28 protein-coding genes are annotated in these 26923 nt (G+C 57.7%); 16 read left to right on the forward strand and 12 right to left on the reverse strand.

What is annotated here, in order from left to right; genetic code table 11:
- Positions 1 to 141 precede the first annotated feature (141 nt).
- The 5 genes from E7738_RS13395 to rraA all read left to right on the forward strand — a co-directional run bounded on the left by E7738_RS13395 (position 142) and on the right by rraA (position 5729).
- A complete protein-coding gene (locus tag E7738_RS13395; RefSeq protein WP_010616539.1) occupies positions 142 to 858 on the forward strand; it encodes a DUF3053 domain-containing protein in 717 nt (238 codons plus the stop codon).
- 433 nt (positions 859 to 1291) lie between these two features.
- Positions 1292 to 3226: a PTS mannitol transporter subunit IICBA gene (locus E7738_RS13400; RefSeq protein ID WP_058771034.1), complete on the forward strand. Its 1935-nt coding sequence runs from the start codon at positions 1292 to 1294 to the stop codon at positions 3224 to 3226.
- Positions 3227 to 3320: 94 nt separating this feature from the next.
- Positions 3321 to 4469: a mannitol-1-phosphate 5-dehydrogenase gene (gene mtlD / locus E7738_RS13405; protein WP_058758068.1), complete on the forward strand. Its 1149-nt coding sequence runs from the start codon at positions 3321 to 3323 to the stop codon at positions 4467 to 4469.
- Positions 4470 to 4529: 60 nt separating this feature from the next.
- Positions 4530 to 5078, forward strand: a complete 549-nt coding sequence (gene mtlR / locus E7738_RS13410; RefSeq protein WP_193717991.1) for a mannitol operon repressor MtlR — start codon at positions 4530 to 4532, stop codon at positions 5076 to 5078.
- A gap of 165 nt (positions 5079 to 5243) precedes the next feature.
- On the forward strand, positions 5244 to 5729 hold the full coding sequence (rraA, locus tag E7738_RS13415; RefSeq protein ID WP_021507037.1) for a ribonuclease E activity regulator RraA: 486 nt from the start codon (positions 5244 to 5246) through the stop codon (positions 5727 to 5729).
- Positions 5730 to 5780: 51 nt separating this feature from the next.
- On the opposite strand, the gene zapB is transcribed toward rraA, so the two are convergent.
- Positions 5781 to 6020: a cell division protein ZapB gene (gene zapB / locus E7738_RS13420; protein ID WP_021507038.1), complete on the reverse strand. Its 240-nt coding sequence runs from the start codon at positions 6018 to 6020 to the stop codon at positions 5781 to 5783.
- Positions 6021 to 6436: 416 nt separating this feature from the next.
- On the opposite strand from zapB, the gene E7738_RS13425 reads away from it, so the two are divergent.
- The 3 genes from E7738_RS13425 to glpX all read left to right on the forward strand — a co-directional run bounded on the left by E7738_RS13425 (position 6437) and on the right by glpX (position 9932).
- Positions 6437 to 7285: an MIP/aquaporin family protein gene (locus E7738_RS13425; protein ID WP_021507039.1), complete on the forward strand. Its 849-nt coding sequence runs from the start codon at positions 6437 to 6439 to the stop codon at positions 7283 to 7285.
- 29 nt (positions 7286 to 7314) lie between these two features.
- A complete protein-coding gene (gene glpK, locus E7738_RS13430; RefSeq protein ID WP_021507040.1) occupies positions 7315 to 8826 on the forward strand; it encodes a glycerol kinase GlpK in 1512 nt (503 codons plus the stop codon).
- A gap of 95 nt (positions 8827 to 8921) precedes the next feature.
- The gene (gene glpX / locus E7738_RS13435; RefSeq protein WP_141497161.1) at positions 8922 to 9932 is read left to right on the forward strand and encodes a class II fructose-bisphosphatase; all 1011 of its coding nucleotides are present in this window, start codon (positions 8922 to 8924) and stop codon (positions 9930 to 9932) included.
- Here glpX and emrD read toward each other — a convergent pair.
- Positions 9922 to 11115 carry a multidrug efflux MFS transporter EmrD gene (emrD, locus tag E7738_RS13440; RefSeq protein ID WP_275044624.1) on the reverse strand — a complete coding sequence of 398 codons (1194 nt, stop codon included), beginning with the start codon at positions 11113 to 11115 and terminating at the stop codon, positions 9922 to 9924. The genes glpX and emrD overlap by 11 nt on opposite strands.
- Positions 11116 to 11406: 291 nt before the next feature.
- On the opposite strand from emrD, the gene fpr reads away from it, so the two are divergent.
- The 3 genes from fpr to tpiA all read left to right on the forward strand — a co-directional run bounded on the left by fpr (position 11407) and on the right by tpiA (position 13738).
- Positions 11407 to 12153 (forward strand): ferredoxin--NADP(+) reductase, encoded by a 747-nt coding sequence (fpr, locus tag E7738_RS13445; RefSeq protein WP_058771032.1) that lies wholly within the window; start codon positions 11407 to 11409, stop codon positions 12151 to 12153.
- Positions 12154 to 12258: 105 nt separating this feature from the next.
- Positions 12259 to 12849, forward strand: coding sequence for a YiiQ family protein (locus E7738_RS13450; protein ID WP_058771031.1), 591 nt, complete (start codon positions 12259 to 12261; stop codon positions 12847 to 12849).
- Between the two features lie 121 nt (positions 12850 to 12970).
- Positions 12971 to 13738, forward strand: a complete 768-nt coding sequence (gene tpiA, locus E7738_RS13455; RefSeq protein ID WP_031279624.1) for a triose-phosphate isomerase — start codon at positions 12971 to 12973, stop codon at positions 13736 to 13738.
- 67 nt (positions 13739 to 13805) lie between these two features.
- Here the strand turns inward: tpiA and E7738_RS13460 are convergent, their stop codons facing one another.
- The 5 genes from E7738_RS13460 to cpxP all read right to left on the reverse strand — a co-directional run bounded on the left by E7738_RS13460 (position 13806) and on the right by cpxP (position 18605).
- Positions 13806 to 14561: a CDP-diacylglycerol diphosphatase gene (locus tag E7738_RS13460; protein ID WP_262256646.1), complete on the reverse strand. Its 756-nt coding sequence runs from the start codon at positions 14559 to 14561 to the stop codon at positions 13806 to 13808.
- A gap of 127 nt (positions 14562 to 14688) precedes the next feature.
- Positions 14689 to 15678 (reverse strand): sulfate ABC transporter substrate-binding protein, encoded by a 990-nt coding sequence (locus tag E7738_RS13465; protein ID WP_021507046.1) that lies wholly within the window; start codon positions 15676 to 15678, stop codon positions 14689 to 14691.
- A 147-nt stretch (positions 15679 to 15825) separates the two neighbouring features.
- On the reverse strand, positions 15826 to 16788 hold the full coding sequence (gene pfkA, locus E7738_RS13470; protein WP_021507047.1) for a 6-phosphofructokinase: 963 nt from the start codon (positions 16786 to 16788) through the stop codon (positions 15826 to 15828).
- Between the two features lie 207 nt (positions 16789 to 16995).
- Positions 16996 to 17898, reverse strand: coding sequence for a CDF family cation-efflux transporter FieF (gene fieF, locus E7738_RS13475; RefSeq protein ID WP_058781662.1), 903 nt, complete (start codon positions 17896 to 17898; stop codon positions 16996 to 16998).
- Between the two features lie 194 nt (positions 17899 to 18092).
- On the reverse strand, positions 18093 to 18605 hold the full coding sequence (gene cpxP, locus E7738_RS13480; RefSeq protein WP_021507049.1) for a cell-envelope stress modulator CpxP: 513 nt from the start codon (positions 18603 to 18605) through the stop codon (positions 18093 to 18095).
- A 150-nt stretch (positions 18606 to 18755) separates the two neighbouring features.
- Here cpxP and cpxR point away from each other — a divergent pair, with 150 nt between their 5' ends.
- The 3 genes from cpxR to trmL are packed head-to-tail and all read left to right on the forward strand — an operon-like array spanning position 18756 to position 21336.
- Positions 18756 to 19454, forward strand: a complete 699-nt coding sequence (cpxR, locus tag E7738_RS13485) for an envelope stress response regulator transcription factor CpxR (protein ID WP_007885339.1) — start codon at positions 18756 to 18758, stop codon at positions 19452 to 19454.
- Entirely contained in the window at positions 19451 to 20827 is a 1377-nt protein-coding gene (cpxA, locus tag E7738_RS13490) for an envelope stress sensor histidine kinase CpxA (protein WP_031279625.1), read from the forward strand. Before cpxR ends, cpxA begins: the two co-directional genes overlap by 4 nt.
- 35 nt (positions 20828 to 20862) lie before the next feature.
- Positions 20863 to 21336: a tRNA (uridine(34)/cytosine(34)/5-carboxymethylaminomethyluridine(34)-2'-O)-methyltransferase TrmL gene (gene trmL, locus E7738_RS13495; RefSeq protein ID WP_021507051.1), complete on the forward strand. Its 474-nt coding sequence runs from the start codon at positions 20863 to 20865 to the stop codon at positions 21334 to 21336.
- Here the strand turns inward: trmL and cysE are convergent.
- From cysE to E7738_RS13520, 5 genes are all read right to left on the reverse strand, one after another.
- Entirely contained in the window at positions 21333 to 22148 is an 816-nt protein-coding gene (gene cysE, locus E7738_RS13500; RefSeq protein ID WP_021507052.1) for a serine O-acetyltransferase, read from the reverse strand. The genes trmL and cysE overlap by 4 nt on opposite strands.
- Positions 22149 to 22216: 68 nt before the next feature.
- Positions 22217 to 23236: an NAD(P)H-dependent glycerol-3-phosphate dehydrogenase gene (gpsA, locus tag E7738_RS13505; RefSeq protein WP_262256650.1), complete on the reverse strand. Its 1020-nt coding sequence runs from the start codon at positions 23234 to 23236 to the stop codon at positions 22217 to 22219.
- Positions 23236 to 23700, reverse strand: a complete 465-nt coding sequence (secB, locus tag E7738_RS13510; RefSeq protein ID WP_021507054.1) for a protein-export chaperone SecB — start codon at positions 23698 to 23700, stop codon at positions 23236 to 23238. Before secB ends, gpsA begins: the two co-directional genes overlap by 1 nt.
- A gap of 40 nt (positions 23701 to 23740) precedes the next feature.
- Entirely contained in the window at positions 23741 to 23995 is a 255-nt protein-coding gene (gene grxC / locus E7738_RS13515; protein WP_010616518.1) for a glutaredoxin 3, read from the reverse strand.
- A gap of 19 nt (positions 23996 to 24014) precedes the next feature.
- Positions 24015 to 24446, reverse strand: a complete 432-nt coding sequence (locus E7738_RS13520; RefSeq protein ID WP_058759412.1) for a rhodanese-like domain-containing protein — start codon at positions 24444 to 24446, stop codon at positions 24015 to 24017.
- Between the two features lie 249 nt (positions 24447 to 24695).
- Between E7738_RS13520 and envC the strand changes: the two genes are divergently transcribed.
- Together envC and E7738_RS13530 are read left to right on the forward strand one after the other, a co-directional pair.
- Positions 24696 to 25997 (forward strand): murein hydrolase activator EnvC, encoded by a 1302-nt coding sequence (envC, locus tag E7738_RS13525; RefSeq protein ID WP_031279626.1) that lies wholly within the window; start codon positions 24696 to 24698, stop codon positions 25995 to 25997.
- The gene (locus E7738_RS13530; RefSeq protein WP_394515708.1) at positions 25998 to 26906 is read left to right on the forward strand and encodes a divergent polysaccharide deacetylase family protein; all 909 of its coding nucleotides are present in this window, start codon (positions 25998 to 26000) and stop codon (positions 26904 to 26906) included.
- Positions 26907 to 26923 lie beyond the last annotated feature (17 nt).

Consider the following 26923-nt stretch of genomic DNA (forward strand, 5'->3'; position numbering starts at 1 on the left):
TGCGCTGCACAGTTGTGCAGCAGGCACGCACCAGCGTGAAGCACTGCAGACCAGCCGTTGTACAGCCGGGGCCATTGCACTATTCTTTAGGACCTTTCCCAGCGAATCGAATTTAGCCATCGTCACAACAGGAGTTGAATTATGGCGTCAGGAATTTCCCGCATCTGGATGCGTAGCGGCATGCTGCTGACCGGCGTGCTACTTGTGCTGCAGCTTACCGCCTGCGGCGATAAAGAGGGCGATCAGCGCAAAGCCTTTACTGATTTTCTGCAAAACACCGTGATGCGCAGCGGTGAACATCTGCCCAGCCTGAGCGAAAACCAGAAGCAAACCTTCGGTAATTACGCCAGTGATTACGCCATCCTGTATGGCTTCTCGCAGCAGGTGAATCAGGCGGTGGATCAGGGCATGCGCCCGGTGGTTGATGAGCTGGCGGCTATTCGCGTGCCGCAGGATTACCTGACACGCCGCGACAGCCTGCGCCAGGCGAGCGGCAATCTGAGCGTGCTGACGCAGCAGATTCAGAGCGCCAAAATGCAGGCCGACAGCAGCAAAGCCACGCTGAAGCAGCCGGACGATCTGAAGAAAGTGTACGACAGCGTGTACGCCAAAGTGGTGACGCAGCCAGCCAGCACGCTGATTCCGCTGCTGCCGCAGCTGCAGGCGCTGAGCCAGTCGGCAGTTCAGGCCGGCGATTATCTGCAGTCGCAGGGCGCGCGCGTCAGCTTCAATGACGGCGGCGTTCAGTTCCCGACGCAGGAGCAGGCCACGCAGTACAACACGCTGATGAGCAATCTCGCCAGCAACACGCAGGCGCTGACCCAGGCACAAAATGCCGTACAGGGTGGTTTGCAGTAAGCCGCTCAGCGGGCAGTTCTCCACTGCCCGCTTTTTCAGATTTTCGTCACTTCCTTACATCGCCTTTTTCTGTCAGCACAGAGTGTGATCTGGCGCATTTTCAACCAAAAATAGTTTGTGATCTCAATCACATTTGTGAAACAAACCGGCCCAGGTGAAAGGTGATTTTTGTCACATTTCTACCGCTGTTGCGCGCATTTTTTCGCCGGCGTTGCTTTCTTACAGGGTATTTTTGTGATCAAAGTCACCTTTAATCCCCCTGCCCACCCCAACTTAGCGTGATATGTATCACACTTTTTCCTGACGCTACGCAGTGTAATCAACTAGTGCTAGAGTCCGCGTGCATACAGTAATGCCACGGCCCCCGCCGTAACGTCTTAACAAAAACAAACGCGCTCTCTTATTGCAGCGCGTCTCAATAAGGGGTGGGTTTATGTCCTCATCAGTCAAGGTCAAGGTTCAGAGCTTTGGTCGCTTTCTGAGTAATATGGTGATGCCAAACATCGGTGCGTTTATCGCCTGGGGTATCATCACAGCACTGTTCATTCCAACCGGATGGATTCCTAACGAAACGCTGGCCAAACTGGTCGGCCCGATGATTACCTACCTGCTGCCGTTGCTCATCGGCTTCACCGGTGGTCGTCTGGTGGGTGGCGATCGCGGCGGCGTGGTCGGTGCCATCACCACCATGGGCGTGATCGTCGGTGCCGATATGCCGATGTTCCTTGGCTCGATGATTGCCGGTCCGCTGGGCGGCTGGGCGATCAAGTCGTTTGACCGCGCGGTTGACGGCAAAATCAAAAGCGGCTTCGAGATGCTGGTCAACAACTTCTCGGCCGGTATTATCGGTATGCTGCTGGCGCTGCTGGCCTTCCTCGCTATCGGTCCGCTGGTAGAAGGTCTGTCGCACATTCTCGCCGCCGGCGTAAACCTGATGGTGCAGAACAACCTGCTGCCGCTGACCTCAATCTTTGTTGAACCGGCGAAAATCCTGTTCCTCAATAACGCCATCAACCACGGTATCTTCTCGCCGCTGGGTATCCAGCAGGCCAGCGAAGCGGGCAAATCGATCTTCTTCCTGATTGAAGCGAACCCGGGTCCGGGTATGGGCGTGCTGGTTGCTTATATGATCTTCGGCCGCGGCAGCGCCAAGCAGTCGGCGGGCGGTGCAGCGATCATCCACTTCCTTGGCGGTATCCACGAAATCTACTTCCCGTACGTGCTGATGGCGCCGCGCCTGCTGCTGGCAGTGATCCTCGGCGGTATGACCGGCGTGTTCACCCTGACGCTGCTGAACGGCGGTCTGGTATCACCGGCCTCACCAGGTTCGATTCTGGCCGTGCTGGCGATGACGCCAAAAGGCGCTTACTTCGCTAACATCGCGGCTATCGTTGCGGCTTTCGCCGTCTCCTTCGTGGTCTCCTCGATTCTGCTGAAAACCAGCAAAGTAAAAGAAGAAGACGATATCGAAGCGGCGACCCAGCGCATGAAAGACATGAAAGCGCAGTCAAAAGGCCAGGCCGTTGCCGGTTCACCGGTGGTTGCCGATGCCAGCAGCGTTGACGTCAGCCACGTGCGCAAAATCATCGTCGCCTGTGATGCCGGTATGGGCTCCAGCGCGATGGGTGCAGGCGTGCTGCGCAAGAAGGTGCAGGATGCGGGCCTGAGCAATATCTCTGTGACCAACAGCGCGATTAACTCGCTGCCGGGCGATGTCGATCTGGTGATTACTCACCGCGATCTGACCGAACGTGCGATGCGTCAGGCGCCACAGGCGCAGCACATCTCGCTGAACAACTTCCTCGACAGCGCGCTGTACACCAACCTTACCGAGCGTCTGGTGGCGGCGAACCGCAGCGAAGCCCACCGTGAAACGGTACAGACCGCGCTGGCAGACAGCTATGACGACGGCAGCGCGCACCTGTTCAAACTGGGCGCTGACAACGTGTTCCTCGGCCTGAGCGCCAGCAATAAAGAGCAGGCGATTCGCTTCGCCGGCGAGCAGCTGGTGAAAGGCGGCTACGTGCAGCCGGAATATGTTGAAGCGATGCTGGCGCGCGAGCAGCTGACGCCAACCTACCTCGGTGAATCCATCGCCGTGCCGCACGGCACCGTCGAAGCCAAAGACCGCGTGCTGAAAACCGGCGTGGTATTCTGCCAGTATCCGGCCGGCGTGCAGTTTGGCGATGAGCCGGACGAAGTCGCGCGACTGGTGATTGGTATTGCCGCACGCAATAACGAACACATTCAGGTGATCACCAGCCTGACCAATGCGCTCGACGACGACAGCGTAATCGAGAAGCTGGCGAACACCACCAGCGTGCAGGATGTGCTGGATCTGCTGTCTGGCAGCACTGCCAACGCGTAATTCGCGGTTTTAACTTCCCTGGGGCGGGCAAGCCCGTCCCCACTTTCCGGGGCGGACATGCTCGCCCCTTCGTCATTTGATATGGGTCAAATTTATGAAAGCGTTACATTTTGGAGCAGGTAACATCGGCCGTGGATTTATCGGTAAGCTGCTGGCGGATGCCGGTATCGAACTGGTGTTTGCTGATGTGAATCAGGTGGTGCTTGATGCCCTTAACGCCCGTCATGAGTATCCGGTTCACGTGGTGGGCGAGCAGGCGCAGGTTGAAATCGTTACCGGCGTCAGCGCGGTGAACAGCACCAGCGACGACATCGTCACGCTGATCGCTGAGGTTGATATCGTTACCACGGCGGTTGGTCCGCAGATCCTTGAGCGCATCGCGGGCAGCGTGGCGCAGGGTCTGGCCAAACGCAGTGACAACGGTAATGTCCGTCCGCTGAATATCATCGCCTGTGAAAACATGGTGCGCGGCACCAGCCAGCTGAAGCAGCACGTACTGAAGGCGCTGCCGCAGCAGTATCATGCGTGGGTTGAAGAGCATGTTGGCTTTGTTGATTCGGCAGTTGACCGCATCGTGCCGCCATCTGAAGCCGGCAGCACCGATCCGCTGGAAGTCACGGTAGAAACCTTCAGCGAGTGGATCGTCGACAAAACCCAGTTCAAAGGCGCATTGCCGGACATTCCTGGCATGGAGCTGACCGATAACCTGATGGCGTTCGTCGAGCGCAAGCTGTTTACCCTCAACACCGGCCACGCCATTACCGCTTATCTCGGTAAGCTCGCCGGTCACGCCACCATTCGCGAAGCCATTCTCGACCAGAAAGTACGTGCCGTGGTGCAGGGCGCGATGCAGGAGAGCGGCGCGGTGCTGATCAAGCGTTATGGTTTCGATGCGGAGAAACATGCCGCGTATATCCAGAAAATCCTCACGCGTTTCGAAAATCCATACCTGAAAGATGACGTCGAGCGCGTGGGCCGTCAGCCGCTGCGCAAGCTGAGCGCCGGCGATCGCCTGATCAAGCCGACGCTGGGCACGCTGGAGTATCAGCTGCCGCACGCCAGCCTGGTGCAGGGTATTGCTGCCGCGATGCACTATCGCAGCGAAGCCGATCCGCAGGCGCAGGAGCTGGCGTCACTGATCGCGCAGAAAGGCCCACAGGCGGCGCTGGCGGAGATTTCTGGCCTCGATGCCAATAGCGAAGTGGTGAGCTCAGTGGTGAGCGCTTACCACGCTATGGCATAATGCGCGCCCTTTAGTGGTCAATTCGGGCACGGCAGCCGCGTGCCCGTCGACGGTAGCTGAATGATGCAGGCAATAATGGAAGAGAAGCAGGCTTTTGAAAACCGGGTGCTTGAGCGGCTGAACGCCGGTCGTTCGGTGAGAAGCTTCCTGATCGCCGCTGTCGAACTGTTGGCGGAAGCAGTCAATCTGCTGGTGCTGCAGGTCTTTCGCAAAGACGACTACGCGGTGAAATATGCGGTGGAACCGCTGCTGCTGGGCGACGGCCCGCTGGGCGAGCTGTCGGTACGCCTGAAGCTCATCTACGGCCTGGGGGTGATCAATCGCCACGAATACGAAGACTGCGAGCTGCTGCTGGCGCTGCGTGAGGAGCTGAATCACGACACCAGCGACTACCGCTTTACCGACGATGAAATACTCGGCCCGTTCGGCGAACTGCACTGCGTGCTGGCCTGGCCGCCGCAACCCGATTTCACCCGCGACGACGCCGCGCTGCGCGCCATGCAGCAGCAGCGCTACCTGCAGATGGTGCGATCCACCATGGTGCTGTCGCTGACCGAGCTGATTTCCCGTATCTCGCACAAACAGGCCTTCAAGAAGCCCGCCGTGTAACGCTTCCCCTGCGGCGCTGTTGCCACGCGCCGCTGTTCTCTCCGCCGCAGACAAAATATTACGCAGGATATTGATGCAGCGCTTTTTTTGGCGGTTGATGATTTTGCCAACAATCGTCAGATAGCGATATACTTACCGCTCCTGTGGCAAACAGACGACATCCCTATGAAATACGATACATCTGAACTCTGCGACATCTACCATGAAGAAGTGAACGTTGTTGAACCGCTTTTTTCGAACTTTGGTGGGCGCACCTCATTCGGTGGTCAAATTACCACAGTGAAATGTTTCGAAGACAACGGCCTGCTGTATGACCTGCTCGAAGAGAACGGTCGCGGTCGCGTGCTGCTGGTCGATGGCGGCGGCTCAGTGCGGCGCGCGCTGGTTGACGCTCAGTTAGCAAGACTGGCGGCGCAAAACGAGTGGGAAGGCATCGTGGTGTACGGCTCGGTTCGCCAGGTCGATGAACTGGAAGAGCTGGAGATCGGCATTCAGGCGATTGCGGCCATTCCGGCTGGCGCCGCAGGCGAAGGCATCGGCGAGAGCGACGTGCGGGTTAACTTCGGCGGCGTCACCTTCTTCTCCGGCGATCATCTCTACGCCGACAACACCGGCATGATCCTGTCTGAAGACGCACTCGACATCGAGTAAGCGACAAACAAAAACGGGTGCCGCGGCACCCGTTGGTTTAAGCGCTGAGGCTTAAACTTCTTCCATTTTTCCCAGCAGTGCACGCAGGCGCTCCTGCCATACATGCTGCTCTTCTTTCAGGTGCTGATTTTCACGCGCCAGCGCTTCGTGATTGCCGGATGCCTGGCTCATTTCATTTTTCAGGTTATTGTTCTGCTCTTTCAGCTCTTCAATTTCCATCTGCAGCAGGGTGATGGTATCAATCGCCTGCTGTACTTTCGCTTCCAGTTTCTCGAATACTTCAAATGACATCTTTCTGACCTCTCCTAAATCGTGCAAGGCGTTGATAGACCGGGCGTGCCTTAAAATAGTGCGTCCAGCCACGATGTCCCGATTGTATGTAGCCACACCCGGCAAGTCCAGCAGCACAAGGCCTGCGAGGGAAGTCTGTAACACTTTTCAGTTTATACCTGGAAAACGCGCAACTTCGCGCATTTTGCGCGCGGTCACACGCGCGGGGTGCAGCGCAGCGGGGGTTTTTGGCCCTAAACACAGGCAAAAGACGCGAAAACGCGCATTTTTATGACACGGCACACAAAATTCGATTTCGCTATTTCTCGTTTATGCTCGTTAACGATAAATTCACATCAACCCTACATTAGAGCTGGGCGACTCAAGGATTGAGAACAAAAACTGATAAAATTTAACCTCGCTTCAGGAATTCCATTATGAGTCAGACAACGAACACACTCAAAGGTCAGTGCATCGCCGAGTTTCTCGGTACCGGTTTGATCATCTTTTTTGGTGCCGGCTGTGTGGCGGCGCTGAAGCTGGCCGGTGCCGCATTCGGCCAGTGGGAAATTTGTATCATCTGGGGTCTTGCTGTCTCCATGGCGGTTTATCTGAGCGCAGGCGTATCCGGCGCTCACCTCAATCCGGCAGTCACGGTTGCCCTGTGCCTGTTCGCCAACTTCGAAGGCCGCAAAGTTTTACCTTATATTGTGTCGCAAATCGCTGGCGCGTTCTGTGCGGCGGCGCTGGTCTACGGTCTTTACTACAATCTGTTCTTTGATTACGAAGCCAGCCACCAGATGGTACGCGGCAGCGTGCAAAGCCTCGATCTGGCCGGTATCTTCTCCACCTATCCGAACCCGCACATCACCGTGGCGCAGGCGTTCCTGGTAGAAATGGTGATTACTGCCGTGCTGATGGCGGTGATCATGGCGCTGACCGACGATGGCAACGGCGTACCGCGTGGCCCGCTGGCGCCGCTGCTGATTGGTCTGCTGGTGGCGGTGATTGGCGGTTCCATGGGTCCGCTGACCGGCTTCGCCCTGAACCCGGCGCGTGACTTCGGTCCGAAGCTGTTCGCCTTCTTCGCGGGCTGGGGTAACGTGGCGTTCACCGGTGGTAAAGATATTCCTTACTTCCTGGTGCCAATTTTTGGCCCGCTGGTCGGTGCCTGCCTCGGAGCCTTCGGTTACCGTGCGCTGATTGGCCGTCACCTGCCGGGCAACCTTGCAGAAACCAGTAAAACAGAAAAACCGGTCGCGCGCGCTGAGCAGCGTAAAGCGTAAGTTTCATCGTTAATCATCAGGAAACCATAATGACTACGACTGATAAAAAATATATTGTCGCGCTCGATCAGGGCACAACCAGCTCACGTGCCGTGGTGCTCGATCATGACGCCAACATCGTCGCCGTCTCACAGCGCGAATTCACCCAGATCTACCCGAAAGCCGGCTGGGTTGAACACGATCCGATGGACATCTGGGCCTCACAGAGCTCCACGCTGGTGGAAGTGCTGGCGCACGCTGATATCCGTTCTGACCAGATCGCCGCCATCGGTATCACCAACCAGCGTGAAACCGCGATTGTCTGGGACAAAGAGACCGGCAAACCGATTTACAACGCCATCGTCTGGCAGGATCCGCGTACCGCCGACTACTGTAACAAGCTGAAGAAAGAGGGTCTGGAAGAGTACATCCAGCACACCACCGGTCTGGTGATTAACCCGTACTTCTCCGGCACCAAGGTGAAATGGATTCTCGACCACGTGGAAGGCGCACGTGAGCGGGCGAAACGCGGCGAGCTGCTGTTTGGCACCGTTGACACCTGGCTGGTGTGGAAAATGACTCAGGGCCGCGTGCACATCACCGATCACACCAACGCATCGCGTACCATGATGTACAACATCCACAAGCTGGAGTGGGATGCGCGCATGCTGGAGATTCTGGATATTCCGCGTGAAATGCTGCCGGAAGTGAAAGGATCGTCCGAAATCTACGGCCAGACCAACATTGGTGGTAAGGGCGGCACGCGTATTCCTATCGCCGGTATCGCCGGTGACCAGCAGGCTGCGCTGTATGGCCAGCTGTGTGTGCAGCCTGGTATGGCGAAAAACACCTACGGCACCGGCTGCTTTATGCTGATGAACACCGGTACCGAAGCGGTTACTTCTACTCACGGTCTGCTGACCACCATCGCCTGCGGTCCACGCGGCGAGGTGAACTACGCGCTGGAAGGTGCCGTGTTCATCGGTGGTGCGTCAATTCAGTGGCTGCGCGATGAGATGAAGCTGATCAGCGATGCGGGCGACTCCGAATACTTCGCGATGAAAGTCAAAGACACCAACGGCGTGTACATGGTGCCGGCCTTTACCGGTCTTGGCGCACCGTACTGGGACCCGTATGCGCGCGGCGCAATCTTCGGTCTGACCCGTGGTGCCAACGCCAACCACATCATTCGCGCCACGCTGGAGTCCATCGCTTACCAGACGCGTGACGTGCTGGAAGCAATGCAGAACGATGCCGATACCCGCCTGCAGTCGCTGCGCGTGGATGGCGGTGCGGTGGCCAACAACTTCCTGATGCAGTTCCAGTCCGATATTCTCGGCACGCGTGTGGAGCGTCCGGAAGTGCGCGAAGTGACTGCGCTGGGTGCGGCTTACCTCGCCGGTCTGGCGGTCGGCTTCTGGAACGATCTGGAAGAAGTTCGTGCTAAAGCTGTAGTGGAACGCGAGTTCCGTCCAAGCATTGAAACCACCGAACGCAACGTGCGCTATGCCGGCTGGAAAAAAGCCGTGGCGCGCGCCCAGGCGTGGGAAGAAGAAGAGTAACACTGTGCTGACCCGCGGCGCCCTGCCGCGGGTTTTTCCCGTCCCCCTGCCCCGCTGTGCTACACTGCCCGCCTGTTTTTTGTCAGGTGCAGACCATGAAACGAGAACTCGCGATTGAATTTTCCCGTGTGACCGAAGCCGCTGCGTTAGCGGGCTATCACTGGTTAGGACGCGGCGACAAGAATGCCGCCGACGGCGCCGCCGTCAACGCCATGCGCATTATGCTCAACACCATCAATATCGACGGCCAGATCGTGATTGGCGAAGGCGAAATCGACGAAGCACCGATGCTCTACATTGGTGAAAAAGTCGGTACCGGCCACGGCGATGCGGTGGACATTGCAGTTGATCCTATCGAAGGCACGCGTATGACTGCGATGGGCCAGGCCAACGCGCTGGCGGTGCTGGCGGTGGGCGATAAAGGCAGCTTCCTGCACGCACCTGATATGTATATGGAAAAGCTGATTGTCGGTCCGGGCGCGCGCGGCGCTATCGATCTCAACCAGCCGCTCGCCACCAATCTGCAGGCGATTGCGCAGGCACTCAATAAACCGCTCAGCCAGCTGACGGTGTCGATTCTCGCCAAACCGCGTCACGATGCGGTCATCGCGCAGCTGCAGCAGCTGGGCGTGCGCGTGTTTGCTTTTCCGGACGGCGATGTCGCGGCCTCGATTCTTACCTGCATGCCGGACAGCGAAGTGGACGTGCTGTATGGCATCGGCGGCGCGCCGGAAGGCGTGGTGTCAGCGGCGGTGATCCGCGCCATGGATGGCGACATGCAGGCGCGCCTGCTGGCTCGTCATCAGGTCAAAGGGGATTCGGCCGAAAACCGCCGTCTGGGTGAGCAGGAGCTGGCGCGCTGTGCCGAAATGGGCATCAACGCCGGGGAAGTGCTGACGCTGCAACAGATGGCGCGTAACGATAACGTGATTTTTGCGGCGACCGGCATCACCACGGGCGATCTGCTAAAGGGCATCACGCGCCAGGGCAATATCGCCACCAGCGAAACGCTGCTGGTGCGCGGTAAATCGCGCACCATTCGCCGCATTCAGTCAATCCACTATCTGGACCGCAAAGACGCGGCGCTGCACCCTTTTATCCTGTAACCGTCTGTTTGCCGCTCTCCGGATGACGCGAGAGCGGCCACCAGCACAGCAGCATCACCAGCGACGTCACAAACATCAGCATGCCGAGGCTCGACTGATCGTGCTGCGGCAGCAGCGCTGAGAGCCACGCCACCACGCCGGAACCGAGATTCTGCAGACCGCCAATCAGCGCACCGGCACTGCCGGCCAGCCACGCGTAGGGCTCCATCGCGCCAGAAGTTGCCAGCGGAAACAGCATGCCCGCGCCGAAGAAGAACAGCGCGGCCGGCACCAGCAGCGTCCAGATAGTCATCACGCCAAACCACGCCGGCAGCCACATCAGCAGGCCCGCCAGCAGGCAGCTGTTCACGCCGTACCACATCAGCGTATGCCAGGATTTCTGCTCGCGGCCGGCAAACCAGGCGCCGAAAAAGGCCGCCGGAATCGGCAGGATGAACAAAATACTCACTGTCAGTCCGTCCAGCCCCAGCACGCCCGCCATCAGTACGCCACAGCTGGCCTCAAATACCGCAATGCCCGCCAGCGCGCCGATCAGCAGTAGCAGATAACGCACAAAGTTGCCGTCGCTGAGCAGCGTGATGTAGCGGCGCAGAAACGGTGTCGCGGGCGCATCCACCGGACGGGTCTCCGGGAGCCAGCGGGCCATCGCCGCCGTTACGCCAACACACAGCAGCAGCAGGAAAGCAAAGCAGGCGTGCCAGCCAAACAGATGGGTCAGCAGCGCGCCGATTACCGGTGCCAGCAGCGGGCTGACCAGAATGCCCATGTTGAGCAGGCTGTTGGCCTGGCGCAGCGCAATGCCGGAGTAAAGATCGCGCGGCATGGTGCGCGCCATCACGCCGGCCACGCCGGTACCCAGTCCCTGTACCGCACTGCCCAGCACCAGCACACTCAGCGACGGCGCAAACAGGGCGATCAGCGCGCCCGCCGCGAAGATCGTCATGCCCGCGAGGATCACCGGACGCCGGCCAATGCTGTCCGACAGCGGGCCGTAGATCAGCTGCGATCCGCCGTAGGTCATCAGATAGGCCGCCATCACCTGCTGCATGGCGCCGCTGCGTACGTTAAGCGCCTCTGCCATATTCGCCATCGCGGGCACATAAATGGTCTGCGCCATCTGCCCGACCGCCACCAGCACAATCAGCATGAACAGCAGGAAGCGGTTTTGCGTATTACTCATCATCATGGAACAAAATGTCTGCCTGAGAAACAAAGTAATGACAGCACTAAACAGGGCTGCCGGAGAGTTATGGCGGCAAAAATATCAGGAATTGCGCACAAAGCGAGAGGCGGGCGTAAAGCGATAGCTCAGGCACCGTCAAGCTTCTGTACCAGGCTGTAACGTGGCCGCTACAGTTGCTGATGTGTGCGGACGATTTGTCGCAGAGAGCCCTTTACCGGCTGCGGGGCTGGAAATCTGGTGCCGGGCTGACGAAGATAGAAAGAGACCAATTATCAATCATCAGGAGCGAACATGGCAGAGTGGGTCAATGCAGAAGTAAAAGAAGTGAAAAACTGGACCGACGCACTGTTCAGCCTGCGCGTCACGGCGCCCATCGACCCTTTTACCGCCGGCCAGTTTGCCAAGCTGGCGCTGGAAGTCGACGGCGAGCGCGTGCAGCGCGCCTACTCCTACGTTAACGCGCCGCAGGATCCGCTGCTGGAGTTCTATCTGGTAACGGTGCCGGAAGGGAAGCTCAGCCCGCGTTTGCAGGCGCTGCAGCCTGGCGATCAGGTGATGGTAACCAAAGAGGCGGCCGGTTTCTTTGTGCTGGATGAGATCCCCGACTGCCAGACGCTGTGGATGCTGGCGACCGGCACGGCGATCGGCCCGTATCTGTCGATTTTGCAACAGGGCGAAGGGCTGGAACGCTTCGACAACATTGTGCTGGTGCACGCTGCGCGCTATGCCGCCGACCTGAGTTTTCTGCCGCTGATGCAGCAGCTACAGCAGCGTTATCAGGGTAAACTGCACATTCAGACAGTGGTCAGCCGCGAGCAGATGCCCGGTTCACTGCATGGCCGCGTACCGCAGCTGATCGAGAGCAGAGAACTGGAAAACGCCGTGGGCCTGCCGATGCTCGCCGATACCAGCCACGTGATGCTGTGCGGTAACCCGCAGATGGTGCGCGATACCCAGCAATTGCTGAAAGAGACCCGCGATATGCGCAAGCATTTCAAACGTAAACCGGGCCACATGACCAGCGAGCATTACTGGTAATCGCGCCGGCAGCAAAATGTCAGATTTTTACCGGCGCGGGTTTTGACTTTCAGCGGTAAAAACCGTTCTAATCGTGGGCTAAGTGAATGATTTAGGGCCGAAGCAATGAAGAATCTGCCAGTCGCGCTGCTGCTCAGCGTCGCACTGACATTTCCCGCCTGGGCGGAGGACGCGCCCGCGCAGGATCGCAACGATCACCTGCCTGCGGCGCCGTATCTGCTGGCGGGTGCGCCCACCTTTGATATGACCATCGCGCAGTTCCGCGAAAAGTACAACGCTGCCAATCCTGACCTGCCGCTGCAGGAGTATCGCGCCATCGACAACCGCGATGACAAGAGCCACCTGACTCGTGCCGCCAGCAAAATCAGCGAAACGCTGTATGCCTCTACCGCGCTGGAACAGGGCACCGGCAAGATTAAAACGCTGCAGATTACCTGGCTGCCGGTGCCGGGCCCGGATATGAAAGCGGCACAGACGCGCGCCATGGATTACATGACTGCGCTACTGCGCTTTTTTGTGCCCGGTTTGTCAGCGGAAGAGGGACACAAGAAGCTCGACGGCCTGCTCAGCGCCGGCAAGGGTGCACGCTATTTCTCCCGCACCGAAGGTGCACTGCGCTTCGTGGTCGCAGACAACGGCGACAAAGGGCTGACCTTCGCCGTTGAGCCCATCAAACTGGCGCTCGCTAGCCCCTGATCTCCCCGGCAAAAATGACGAAAAGCAAAGCCAGCGCCCCATTTGATCTCTATACTGTCTGGCAGACATCGCTGCCCCGATGGCAGCGCTATTTCATGAATCGCGTTATGCGGAGGAAAGAATGCGACATCCACTGGTTATGGGTAACTGGAAACTGAATGGCAGCAAGCACATGGCGGGCGAGCTGATTGAAGGCCTGCGCAAAGAGCTGTCCGGTGTGGAAGGCTGCGGTGTGGCGATTGCTCCGCCGGCGATCTATCTGGATCAGGCCAAACACGCCATTTCCGGCAGCCACATTGCGCTGGGTGCGCAGAACGTTGACGTGAACCTGTCTGGCGCTTTCACCGGTGAAACCTCTGCCGAGATGCTGAAAGACATCGGCGCGAAATACATCATCATCGGCCACTCTGAGCGCCGCACCTACCATAAAGAGAGCGACGAGTTCATCGCGAAGAAATTCGCCGTGCTGAAGGCCGCAGGCCTGGTACCAGTGCTGTGCATCGGTGAGACCGAAGCCGAGAACGAAGCCGGCAAAACTGAAGAAGTGTGCGCACGTCAGATCGACGCCGTGCTGGAAACTCAGGGCGCAGCGGCCTTCGAAGGCGCGGTTATCGCCTATGAGCCAGTCTGGGCCATCGGTACCGGCAAATCAGCGACCCCAGCGCAGGCGCAGGCAGTACACAAATTCATTCGCGACCACATCGCGAAGAAAGATGCCGCTATCGCTGAGCAGGTAATCATTCAGTACGGCGGTTCGGTTAACGACAAAAACGCCGCAGAACTGTTCACTCAGCCGGACATCGATGGCGCGCTGGTGGGCGGTGCATCTCTGAAAGCCGACGCTTTCGCGGTGATCGTCAAAGCCGCTGCAGCAGCGAAAAACGCGTAAGTTTCTCACGCAGAGAAAGGCGGCTGATGAGCCGCCTTTTTTATTGCCTGATCGGTCGCGACGCGACTTACTCCAGCAAACGGCACTGGTGATCCTGCAGTTCTTCCGCCGAACCGCGATTCAGCTTGAGCCAGTTGCGCTCCAGCGCCAGCAGCGCCAGACGTCCATCCGGCAGCTGGGCCAGCGCCAGCCCGTATTTGCCCATCTCACCGCGTGCATGCGGCACCTCCTCAGCCAGCCGGATAAACACGCTCTGCTGCGCCAGTTCGGCGGTGCTCAGCGTGCGAATCAGCCAGGTATGCCGCAGCAGCGTTACCGTCTGCCACTGCGCATTCAGCTTCGGCGCCAGCGTATCCAGCTGCTGACGCACATCCGGTCGCAGGCAGGAGATATGAATATGCAGCTGATTCTGCGTACGACCATACTGCGCGTTGATGGCCAGCGACAGCACGCGGTCGTCGACAGGCGCACCGCGCTTCTGTGCCAGCAGGCGGCGCTGCTGCCAGGCGGCAGCAAACAGATTCGGCGTGGTGGGTTCGAGGAGGATTGGGCTCTCCATGCCGGTGATTTTTGCTATCGGCATCAGCAGATATTGCAGCGGGCCATTCAGATCTTTGAGCGTGACGTAACCCTGCGCCAGATTGACCTGCTGACAGGGGGCAGGATTACCGCGTTGCGTCATGTCCGGTACGCACTTTTCGCTGACAATCTGCCACAGCGCGTCGGCGTTTTTATGTAAATGCACCGCACCGGCGATCAGCCCGGCAATCAGAAGGATGAACGCGATAATCAGCAACGTAAGACTACGGCGGCGCGCCTGCATGGCCAGATCCTCAGTGATGAGCTGTCAGCATCCTCACCTGTCGCCAGCGGAAAGTCACGGCTTTTTCCGCGCCGCAAAGCAAAACGGCCAGCGCAGGGCTGACCGTTTCGTCATGATGAAAACGCGGTTACGGTTTCATGACCTGATCGTAGCTGCCGCCGTCGGCAAAGTGTGCTTTCTGCGCTTTGCTCCAGCCGCCAAACTTGTCATCGATGGTGAACAGCTTAACCGGCGCGAAGCTGCTGGCAAACTTCTTCGCCACCTCAGGATCGCGCGGGCGATAGAAGTTTTGCGCCGCGATGGTCTGGCCTTCCGGTGAGTAGAGATATTTCAGATACTCTTCCGCCACCTTACGCGTGCCCTGCTCATCCACCACTTTATCGACCACGGAGACCGTCGGTTCGGCGAGGATCGATTCGCTCGGCGTAACGATTTCAAACTTGTCTTTGCCCAGCTTATCGACGGCCAGATAGGCTTCGTTTTCCCATGCAATCAGCACATCACCGATACCGCGCTCAACGAAGGTATTGGTCGCGCCACGTGCACCGGAATCCTGCACTTCAACGTTTTTGAACAGCGCCCGGACGTAAGCCAGCGCTTTTGCCTGGTCACCGTGGTTCTGGTCCAGCGCCCAGCCCCAGGCCGCCAGATAGTTCCAGCGTGCGCCGCCGGAGGTTTTCGGGTTTGGCGTGATTACGGAAACGCCTGGCTTAATCAGATCCGGCCAGTCATGAATGCCTTTAGGATTGCCTTTGCGTACCAGGAACACGATGGTGGAAGTATAAGGTGCCGAGTTATCCGGCAGACGCTTGATCCAGTTTTTATCGATACGACCACGGTCAGCAATAGCATCCACGTCGGACTGCAGCGCCAGCGTCACCACATCTGCGCGGATGCCATTGATCACGGACGTCGCCTGCTTACCCGAACCGCCGTGCGACTGGCGGATCACCACGTTATCGCCGGTTTCCTGCTTGTAGTGCGCGCTAAACGCTTTGTTGTACTGCTCGTACAGCTCACGGGTTGGATCGTAAGAGACGTTTAACAGCTGAATATCCTTTGCCAGAACACTGGTTGAAGCCAGTAACAGGGTGACACCAATACTCCACTTGTTCATTGCTTGCTCTCCCGAGGTCGTTATAGAACAAGACTGACACAAAGCAATCCATGGATTAAAGAATTAAAAATAAGCTGTTATAACTATGGAGAATATAGCAAGGCATAAAAAAGGGCGCGAAAGCGATCGCGCCCGATTTATCGTTGATTAGTAGAGTTTTTTCGCGGTATCCAGCCAGTCGCGCTTGAACGGACGCTTCATGTTTTCGATAGCGTCGATGATGTCATGATGCACCATCTTCTCGTTCTGAATCCCCACGCAGCGACCGCCGTAGCCCTGCAGCAGCAGCTCAATTGAATAAGCGCCCATGCGTGATGCCAGAATGCGGTCGTAAGCGCATGGCGCACCGCCGCGCTGGATGTGACCGAGCACGGTGGCACGGGTTTCACGCTTGGTTTCCGCTTCAATAAAGTGCGCCAGATCGTCGATGTCACAGATGTGTTCGGTGATCGCCACGATGGCGTGTTTTTTACCTTTCGCAATGCCAGCCTGGATTTCTGCCACCAGTTCTTCGCGCGTGTAAGGGATTTCAGGCAGCACGATGAACTCACAACCACCGGCGATGGCCGCCGCTAGGGTCAGGTCACCGCAGTAGCGGCCCATCACTTCTACGATGGAGATACGCTGATGCGAAGAAGAGGTGTCGCGCAGACGGTCAATCGCTTCAACTACGGTTTCCAGCGCGGTGAAATAACCGATGGTGTAATCGGTACCGGCGACGTCGTTATCGATGGTGCCCGGCAGGCCAATGCACGGGAAACCCATTTCGGTCAGGCGTTTGGCACCCATGTAAGAACCGTCACCGCCAATCACCACCAGCGCATCAATGCCGCGTTTTTTCATGTTTTCGATCGCGACCTGACGCACTTCTTCGTTGCGGAACTCCGGGAAACGCGCCGAGCCGAGGAAGGTGCCGCCGCGGTTAATCATGTCCGACACGCTGTAGCGGTCGAGGTTGATCATGCGGTCTTCGTACAAACCCAGATAGCCGTCATAAATACCAAAAACTTCAAGGCCTTCACTCAGCGCGGAACGGACAACTCCGCGAATGGCTGCGTTCATGCCTGGGGCGTCGCCGCCGCTGGTCAGTACTCCGATTTTTTTGATCATGACAACCTCTGGATTGTTCAAAACTAAGGATTATTCCTGCCTGTCGACCGGTGTGGACCAGCTCGCGATCGCACGGCTTAATAGTTGCAGATAGTATATCAAAGGCTTGATGCTGAATTGATTCAGGTCAGACAAGTTTTCGCTAATTTTTTACAGAGTTGTTAGCGTTACGTCATTTTTTTTACGCAATACTATGTTTTATAACGGCTAAAACTGAAAAAAACCCTGCTGATTTTGCGGCACAACAGAACAGGGGTCCTGATGAATGATCACATCTGAGCCGGGAAATTTTTGCCGTAATGCCTGCTCAATTTGATCCGCCACCTGATGCGCCTGCACCAGCGGGAGATGATCGTCCATCTCCAGATGAAGCTGAATAAACCGCGTAGGACCGGACTGCCGCGTACGTAATGCATGGGCACCGCGCACGCCGGGCCAGTGGCTTACCAGCGCGATAATCGCCTGTTTTTCCTGCTCCGGCAGCGCACGATCGAGCAGCGACTGCACCGCTTCATAGCCCATGCGCAGCGCGTTATAGAGGATATATACGCCAATGCCGAGCGCAAACAGCGCATCCGCACGCTTAAAACCATAACTGCTTAAGCCCAGCGCCACCAGAATCGCGCCGTTCATCACCACATCCGACTGATAATGCAGCATGTCCGCGCGAATCGCCTGGCTGCGGGTACGCCGCACCACCCAGCGCTGAAAAGCGACCAGAACCAGCGTGGAGCTGAGGGCGATCAGCGTCACGACTATACCTACCAGCGGCGCGCGCAGCGTTTCCGGCGTGGCCAGATGCTGTAACCCGGTAAGAAACAGAAACAGCGCCGATCCGGAGATAAACATGCTTTGCGCCAGTGCCGCCAGCGATTCCGCTTTACCGTGACCAAAGGTGTGATCGTCATCGGCAGGCTGCAATGAATAGCGCACCACCAGCAGATTGGTCAGTGACGCGGCGATATCGACCAGCGAATCCACCAGCGCCGCCAGCACGCTGACCGAACCGGTGTACCACCAGGCGAAAATTTTCACGATCAGCAACAGCGTTGCCAGCGTGGTTGCCGCCAGCGCCGCGCGGTTTACCAGTTTTGCGTAGGAAGGTTCCATGCCTTGCCTCGTCAGGCGCTGCAGCACGCCATGCAGTGGAAAATGGCTCAAGTTTATCACCGTCCCGTGCAGACTGCGTGACAGGATAGCGAAACGGATGCAGTTTGCCCGCGAATTCAGGGCAAAAAAAACCCCGCCATCATGGCGGGGAAGACAGGGATGGTGTCTATGGCAAGGAAAACAGGGATACTATGTTACTGGTTACTGCTGGTACTACTCACTGCTTGCAGCGGTGATGATGGCTGCAATCCGGAGAGCCGACGCGCTTCATTCAGGCGCCGCTCAAAATTCTTCTGCAATGTCGCTTGCTGTGCAGGCGTTAGCAGGTGATACATCTGATTACGAACCCGGGCCATCTCGATTTGCAGTTCTACCTGCTCGCGGGCCTGTTTCTCTGCCTGCTGGCGGATAGCCGATTCGTTAAATTTGTCTGCAATGACAAGGTCATGCATAGTTTCTATGTCCTGAACGCTTAACACCGGGCGTTCATGGCGCGCTTGCTGCATCAGGTCGCGCATCTGTTGCCGCTGTTGTTCAGTCAGCTCAATGCCATCGAACATGTGGCTTTGCGGATTTTGCGTCATACTGCCTGTCGTCAATCCGCCGTTATGATGCATCTCGTCAATCGTCGTCGTGTCTGCTGCTTCTGCGCTGGCGTGACTGAGAACCATCGCTGAGGCAAAGACGACGGCGGTTAAGTAGCGCATCGTTTACTCCCGGTTCGTTCCGTTTTGCGATTCAACGAGAGCTAGTGTACGGCGACAGCTGCAAACATCCGTCAGGGGGTGTAAAACTACGTAAAGCGTTGGATTGCCACTATAGGAACACGGTATTTTGCCTGCGGAGGGCAACAAAAAATGAATAAAATCCTGTTGGTTGATGACGACCGCGAATTGACTTCGCTGCTTAAAGAACTGCTTGAAATGGAAGGTTTTGAGGTGATTGTCGCCAGCGATGGCGAGCAGGCGCTCAATCTGCTGGACAACACCGTCGACCTGCTTTTGCTCGATGTAATGATGCCGAAGAAGAACGGTATCGACACGTTAAAAGAGCTACGCCAGCAACATCAAACCCCTGTCATCATGCTGACCGCCCGCGGTAGCGAGCTGGACCGCGTTCTGGGCCTGGAACTGGGCGCGGATGACTATCTGCCAAAGCCATTCAACGATCGCGAACTGGTGGCGCGTATCCGTGCGATTCTGCGCCGTTCCAACTGGAGCGAACAGCAGCAACAGCACGATAACAGCTCACCGACGCTGGAAGTGGATTGCCTGCGCCTGAATCCGGGCCGTCAGGAAGCCAGCTTCGACAGCGAAACGCTGGATCTCACCGGCACCGAGTTCACCCTGCTCTACTTACTGGCGCAGCATCTTGGCCAGGTGGTGTCACGCGAGCATCTCAGCCAGGAAGTGCTGGGCAAGCGCCTGACGCCGTTTGACCGCGCCATCGATATGCACATCTCTAACCTGCGTCGTAAGCTGCCGGAACGTCGTGATGGTCATCCGTGGTTCAAAACTCTGCGCGGACGCGGCTATCTGATGGTTTCGGCATCATGATTGGAAGTTTGACCACCCGCATCTTCGCCATCTTCTGGCTCACCCTGGCGCTGGTGTTGATGCTGGTACTGATGGTGCCCAAACTCGATTCGCGCCAGATGACCTCGCTGATGGAGAGCGAACAGCGCCAGGGCACCATGATTGAGCAACACGTTGAGGCGGAGCTGTCACAGGATCCGCCCAACGACCTGATGTGGTGGCGCCGGCTGTTTCGCGCCATCGACAAATGGGCACCGCCCGGTCAGCGCCTGCTGCTGGTGACCAGCGAAGGACGGGTGATCGGTGCGCAGCACAATGAAATGCAGGTGATCCGCAACTTTATCGGCCAGTCCGATAATGCCGATCATCCGCAGAAGAAAAAGTATGGCCGCGTCGAGATGGTCGGCCCCTTCGCGGTGCGCGACGGCGAAGACAATTACCAGCTGTATCTGATCCGTCCCGCCACCAGTTCTCAGCTTGATTTCGTCAACCTGCTGTTTGACCGCCCCCTGCTGCTGCTCATCGTCACCATGTTAATCAGCTCACCGCTGCTGCTATGGCTGGCGTGGAGCCTGGCGCGTCCGGCACGCAAACTAAAGCATGCCGCGGATGAAGTGGCGAGCGGAAATCTGCGTCAGCATCCGGAACTGGAATCGGGCCCGCAGGAATTTCTCGCTGCCGGCTCCAGTTTCAACCAGATGGTGAGCGCGCTCGAACGCATGATGACGGCACAGCAGCGTCTGCTGTCGGATATCAGCCATGAATTACGCACGCCGCTGACGCGTCTGCAGCTGGCGACGGCGCTACTGCGCAGGCGTCATGGCGAAGGCAAAGAGCTGGAGCGTATTGAGACCGAAGCGCAGCGTCTGGACGGCATGATCAACGACTTACTGGTACTGTCGCGCACCCAGCACAAGAACGCGCTGGTGAGCGAAGCGATGAAGGCCAACCAGCTGTGGAACGGCGTGCTGGAAGATGCCAAATTCGAAGCGGAGCAGATGGGTAAAACCATGGACGTGCCGTATCCGCCCGGTCCGTGGCCGCTGTACGGTAACCCGCATGCGCTGGAAAGCGCGCTGGAGAACATTGTGCGTAACGCGCTGCGCTATTCGCACACGCACATCAGCGTTAGCTTTGCGGTGGATATTCAGGGCATCACCGTGCACGTCGACGACGACGGTCCCGGCGTCAGCCCGGAAGATCGCGAGCAGATTTTCCGTCCGTTCTACCGCACCGATGAAGCGCGTGACCGTGAATCTGGCGGCACCGGGCTCGGGCTGGCGATTGTCGAAACCGCCGTGCAACAGCACCGCGGCTGGGTGAAAGCCGATGATAGCCCGTTAGGCGGTCTGCGCCTGACGCTGTGGCTGCCGCTGTACTCCGCCCGGCAATAATTTGCTATGCTGCGGCCCTCGTTTCCGGGGGCCTTATGCTAAACATCGTCTTATTTGAACCTGAAATCCCGCCAAATACCGGCAACATCATCCGCCTGTGCGCCAATACCGGCTTTCAGCTGCACCTGATTGAGCCGTTAGGCTTCGCCTGGGATGATAAACGCCTGCGCCGCGCCGGACTGGATTACCATGAATATACCGCGCTGAAAAAGCACGCCAGCTACGCTGCTTTTCTGGCGGCGGAAGCGCCACAGCGCTTATTCGCGCTGACCACCAAAGGCACACCGGCGCACAGCGCCGTCAGCTATCAGCCGGGCGACTATCTGCTGTTTGGCCCGGAGAGCCGTGGCTTACCGCCAGAAATTCTTAATGCGTTGCCGGCAGAACAGAAGATCCGCATTCCGATGCGCGCGGAAAGCCGCAGCATGAACCTGTCGAATGCGGTTTCAGTGGTGGTGTATGAGGCGTGGCGCCAGCTGGATTATGCGGGCGCGCTGATCAAAGGCTAGATGCCGTCGCCGTACTCAAACCCGGCGCCGGTGAAGTGCTGATCCATATCCATCGACGGTTTGTCACTGGCTGGTTTGCCGACAATGCGCGCCGGCACGCCGGCCGCCGTGGTATGGGGCGGCACCGGCTGCAAGACCACCGAACCGGCACCGATTTTGGCACCGCGCCCGACTTCAATATTGCCAAGGATTTTGGCCCCCGCGCCAATCATCACCCCTTCACGGATCTTCGGATGGCGATCGCCGCTGGTTTTACCGGTACCGCCCAGCGTGACCGACTGCAGAATGGAGACGTCATTTTCCACCACAGCCGTTTCACCAATTACGATGCCGGTGGCGTGATCCAGCATGATGCCACGCCCGATGCGCGCCGCCGGATGAATATCCACGGCGAATGAGACCGAGATTTCGTTTTGCAGATACACCGCCAGCGCGCGCCGTCCCTCTTTCCACAGCCAGTGGCCAATACGGTACGCCTGCAGCGCGTGGAAGCCCTTCAGATAGAGTAACGGCGTGGAATATTTGTCGACCGCCGGATCGCGCTGACGCACTGCCTGAATATCGTACGCGGCCGAGACAATCATCTCAGGATCCTGACGATAGGCTTCTTCAACAATTTCGCGTATGGCAATAGCGGGCATGATCGGGTTAGCGAGCTTGTTAGCCAGCATGTAGCTGAGCGCGCTGCCGAGATTTTCGTGCTTGAGCAAGGTCGCATGGTAAAAACTGGCCAGCATCGGTTCACAATCGGCCAGCGCTCTGGCTTCGGCTTTGATATGGTTCCAGACCAGTTCTAACTCTTCAGACGACATTGCTGTTTGCTCCCGATAAAAAAGCGCCCGATTAGGCGCTACAGGTGATAATGCTTAAGCGTCCTGCTTTAGCTTTGGCTGTTCTCGTCCTTCCTTGTACGACCAAGCAGGCTCAATGCTGCCTCTCGCGCCGATTTTTCGCAATATAATACCTGATAAATTTGCTCGGTTATTGGCATTTCCACGCCCACACTAGCAGCTAACGCCTTGACTTCTTTCGTGTTTCTGTAGCCTTCTACAACTTGTCCGATAATGCGTTGCGCCTCATCCACGCTTTCGCCCTGCCCCAGCATCATGCCGAAACGGCGGTTTCGCGACTGATTATCGGTACAGGTCAGCACCAGATCGCCAAGACCCGCCATGCCCATAAATGTCGTTGGATCGGCACCCAGCGCAGCACCAAGACGGCTCATCTCCGCCAGACCGCGGGTGATGAGTGCCGTACGCGCGTTGGCGCCAAAGCCAATGCCGTCGGAGATCCCGGCACCAATCGCAATGACGTTTTTCACTGCGCCGCCCAGCTGCACGCCGATGAAGTCCGGATTGTTGTAAACGCGGAAGCTTTTGCCGCAGTGCAGCTTTTGCTGCAGATCGTCGGCAAACTGCGCGTCAGTAGCCGCCAGCGCAATCGCCGTCGGCAAACCGGCCGCCAGCTCTTTGGCAAAGGTCGGGCCGGAAATCACCGCCAGCGGAATGCTGTCGCCGAGGATTTCGCGCGCCACATCCTGCAGCAGCCGTCCGGTCTCTTTTTCCAGTCCTTTGGTCGCCCAGACAATGCGTGAGTGGGCACGCAGCAGCGGTTTGAGCTGCATCAGCACGTCGCCGAACACATGGCTTGGCACTACCACCAGCAGATCGCGGCTGGCGCTGACGACGCGGGCCAGATCGGCTTCAGGAACGAGATTATCGGGGAAAGGAACATCGGGCAGGAAAGCGGTATTGCATCGGTCAGCCTGCAGCTGCGCCACGCTTTGCGGATTGTGGCCCCACAGCAGCACCGGATGGCCATTACGGGCCAGCGTAATGGCCAGTGCGGTGCCGTACGAGCCGGCACCGATGACGCTAATCGAAGCGTTGAGTGTAGTCATCAGGCATCCTGACGTGGCGCTTCGCCTTCACCCTGCTGCTGCAGATAATTCATGAACAGCGCATCAAAGTTGACCGGCGCCAGATTGAGCTGAGGGAAGGTACCGCGTGACACCAGGCTGGTGACACATTCACGCGCATACGGGAACAGAATGTTCGGGCAGTAAGCGCCGAGGCAATGTGCCATCTGCGTGCCTTCGATACCGCTGATGGTGAAGATACCGGCCTGCTGTACTTCGCACAGGAACGCGGTGTCTTCGCCCACGGTGGCGGTGACAGTAACGCGCAGCACGACTTCATACACTTCATCCGCCAGCTGAGAAGAGGCGGTGTCCAGATCCAGCTTCACTTCCGGTTCCCACTCTTTCTGGAAAACCTGAGGTGCGTTTGGCGCTTCAAATGAGACGTCTTTGGTGTAAACGCGTTGAATCTGGAACTGCATTTCGTTGCTGCTATGCTCTGACATGTTACTGAATCCTTTAAGTGAAAATTGTCGGTCGAAAATATTATGCGCGGAGTAAGGGATCGAGTCCCTGACGCCCGTCCAGCGCGTAGAGATCGTCACAGCCGCCAATGTGCTGCGCGTCAATAAAGATCTGTGGCACCGTGGTGCGGCCGCTGCGTTTGATCATCTCTTCGCGCTTTACCGCGTCCCCATCAATGGGAATCTCCTGGTATGACACGCCTTTTTGATCCAGCAACGCCTTCGCCCGGTGGCAGTAAGGACACGTCACTTTGGTGTAAATCTCAACATTAGCCATGCGGTGATACCTCAGGAAGTTATTTACCGCGAACCAGCGGCAGGTTTTCGCCACTCCAGCCGCTCACACCATCTTTCAGCACGGTCACTTTGTCAAAACCCGCTGCGCTGAGGGTGGCTGCCGGTTCTGCGGCGCTCTGGCCGGTGGCACATACCACAATTATGGGCTGCGACTTGTGCTTTTCCAGCTCGCCGAAGCTGCCTTTTTTGATATCGGCTGCGGCGATGTTAATAGCCCCTGAAATGTGTCCTTTGCGATAGTCGTCGCGTGAACGAACGTCTACCACCACCGCGTCCTCTTTGTTGATCAGGTGGGTTGCTTCACCACGGCTGATGGTTTTTACCTTAGAGAACATACCTTTAACGGTGGTTACAATCACTAGAATAAGTAAAGCGACCCATGCCAGACTAAGGATGGGGTGATTGCTTGCAAACTGCATAATTTCTTGCATGAGGGGTAACGACTCCAGACCGGGGCTAATAAGCTAAAACAAGGGTTCTGAGTATACCTGCGCCACTTCGCATGTACAGTCGCGAAGCGGGCAGAGTTACGATTTGTGCGTCATTTTCCAAAAAAAGTGTTCTAATCGCAAAATTGAGACAATCTTTATCCCGGTAAGCTGTGGCCGACATCTTTCGTAAAGCAAAACCCGGCCGGGATAACTGGTAAGCGGCTGTTCATCGTGGAATAATTATCGACTATGAAGGGAAAAGCGACCGTTACACACACAAGGACCCGTTACAACGACCCGGCATCTCCGTTGTCATTTCGCTGGTCCGATATCTCCCTCAGCCTGCTTTGTGCGGGTGCGTTGCTGTTGCCCGTCGCCGCGCATAGCGCCGATGACAGCAAAACGCAGCTAAAGTCCATTCAGCAGGACATCGCCGAAAAAGAGAAAAGCGTTAAAGCGCAGAAGCTGCAGCGCAGTAAGCTGCTGGATCAGCTGCAGAGTCAGGAAAAAGTGATTGCCCAGGCCAGTCGCCAGCTGCGTGAAACCCGCAACAGCCTGAGCGCGCTGAACGGCGAAATCGCTCAAACCACCGCCGCGATTGCCCGGCTGGAAAAGCAGCAGGCGCAGCAGGAAAAACTGCTGGCGCAGCAGCTGGATGCCGCGTTTCGTCAGGGCCAGCACAACGGCGTACAGCTGCTGCTCGGCGGTGAAGAAGCACAGCGCAGCGAACGCATTCTGGCCTATTTTGGCTATCTCAATGCCGCCCGGCAGAAAAACATCGATGAGCTTAAGCAGACTCAGCAGGAACTGGCGCAGCAGCGTCAGGCGCTGCAGGGAAAGCAGGAGCAGCAAAAGTCGCTGTTAGCCCAGCAGCAGACGCAACAGAACAAGCTGGAAACCGCCAGCGCCGCACGCAAGAAAACGCTGTCCGCGCTGGAGAGCGCGCTGGAGAAAGACCAAGCCGATCTGGTCGAGATGCGCCAGAACGAAAGCCGCCTGCAGGACAAAATTGCCAAAGCCGAACGTGAGGCGCGCGAACGGGCGCAACGCGAAGCGCGCGAGGCGGAAAAAGTGCGCCAGCGTCAGGCCCAGGCAAAAGCCAAAGGCTCCAGCTATTCCCCTACGCAAAGCGAGCGCGAGCTGATGGCGCGCACCGGCGGCCTTGGCCGGCCGGGCGGACAGGCTATCTGGCCAGTGCGCGGTCGCATTGAACATCGCTTTGGTGAAGCAATGCAGGGCGAACTGCGCTGGAAAGGTCTGGTGATTGATGCGCCGGAAGGCACTGAAGTCAAAGCCATTGCTGATGGTCGCGTGCTGATGGCCGACTGGCTGCAAGGCTACGGCCTGGTTGTGGTCGTCGAACACGGTAAAGGCGATATGAGCCTTTATGGCTACAATCAGAGCGCCTTGGTGAGCGTCGGTGCGCAGGTGAAGGCAGGACAGCCTATCGCCCTCGTGGGCACCAGCGGCGGCCGCGGTACGCCCTCGCTCTACTTTGAAATTCGTCGTCAGGGACAGGCCGTCAACCCACTGCCGTGGTTAGGAAGATAAGTGTTGTTTCAGTCCCAAAAGCTTAGCGCCGCCCTGTGCGGGCTGTTTTTCACCTTTGCCGCCCATGCGGGAAAACTGGCTATCGTCATTGACGACTTCGGCTACCGCCCGGCTGAAGAGAATAAAGTGCTGCAGATGCCCGCCGCGATTTCTGTGGCGGTGCTACCCAACGCGCCTCATGCGCGTGATATGGCAACCAAAGCGCATCAGGGCGGTCATGAAGTGCTGATTCACCTGCCGATGGCGCCGCTGAGCAAACAGCCGCTGGAGAAGGACACGCTAACGCCGGAGATGAGCAGCGAAGAGATCGCGCGCATCGTGCGTGAAGCCAGCAACAAAGTGCCGTATGCGGTTGGCCTGAACAACCATATGGGCAGCAAAATGACCTCCAGCCTGCCCGGCATGCAGAAAGTGATGCAGGTGCTTAATCACTACAACTACTACTTCCTCGATAGCATGACCATTGGCAACAGCCAGTCGGTCCCGGCCGCGCAGGGCACGCAGGTCAAAGTCCTGAAGCGGCGCGTATTCCTCGACGACAGCCAGAATGAAGCGGCGATTCGCACCCAGTTCACCCGCGCAGTGAAGCTGGCACAGCGTGATGGCTACGCTATCGCCATTGGCCATCCGCATCCCACCACGGTACGGGTGTTGCAGCAGATGTTGCCGACGCTACCGGGCGATATCACCCTCATCCGCCCCAGCCAGTTGCTCAACGAACCGCTGCGCCAGGGTACTACGCCGCCGGCCAGCACGCCGGTGAAACCGCGCACCCCGGTATTCCGTGCGCCGGGCGTGTGTAAGCCTGCACAGCCGCTGCCTGCCGTACCGCAGAGTCGTGCGGTGGAGATGGTGACAGAGAGCATTACCGGCAGTCCACTCGTGCAGTCGCTTAAACAGCTATTCTGATTATCAGGCGCAGCATG

Source organism: Pantoea sp. SGAir0430 (genome assembly GCF_043549295.1).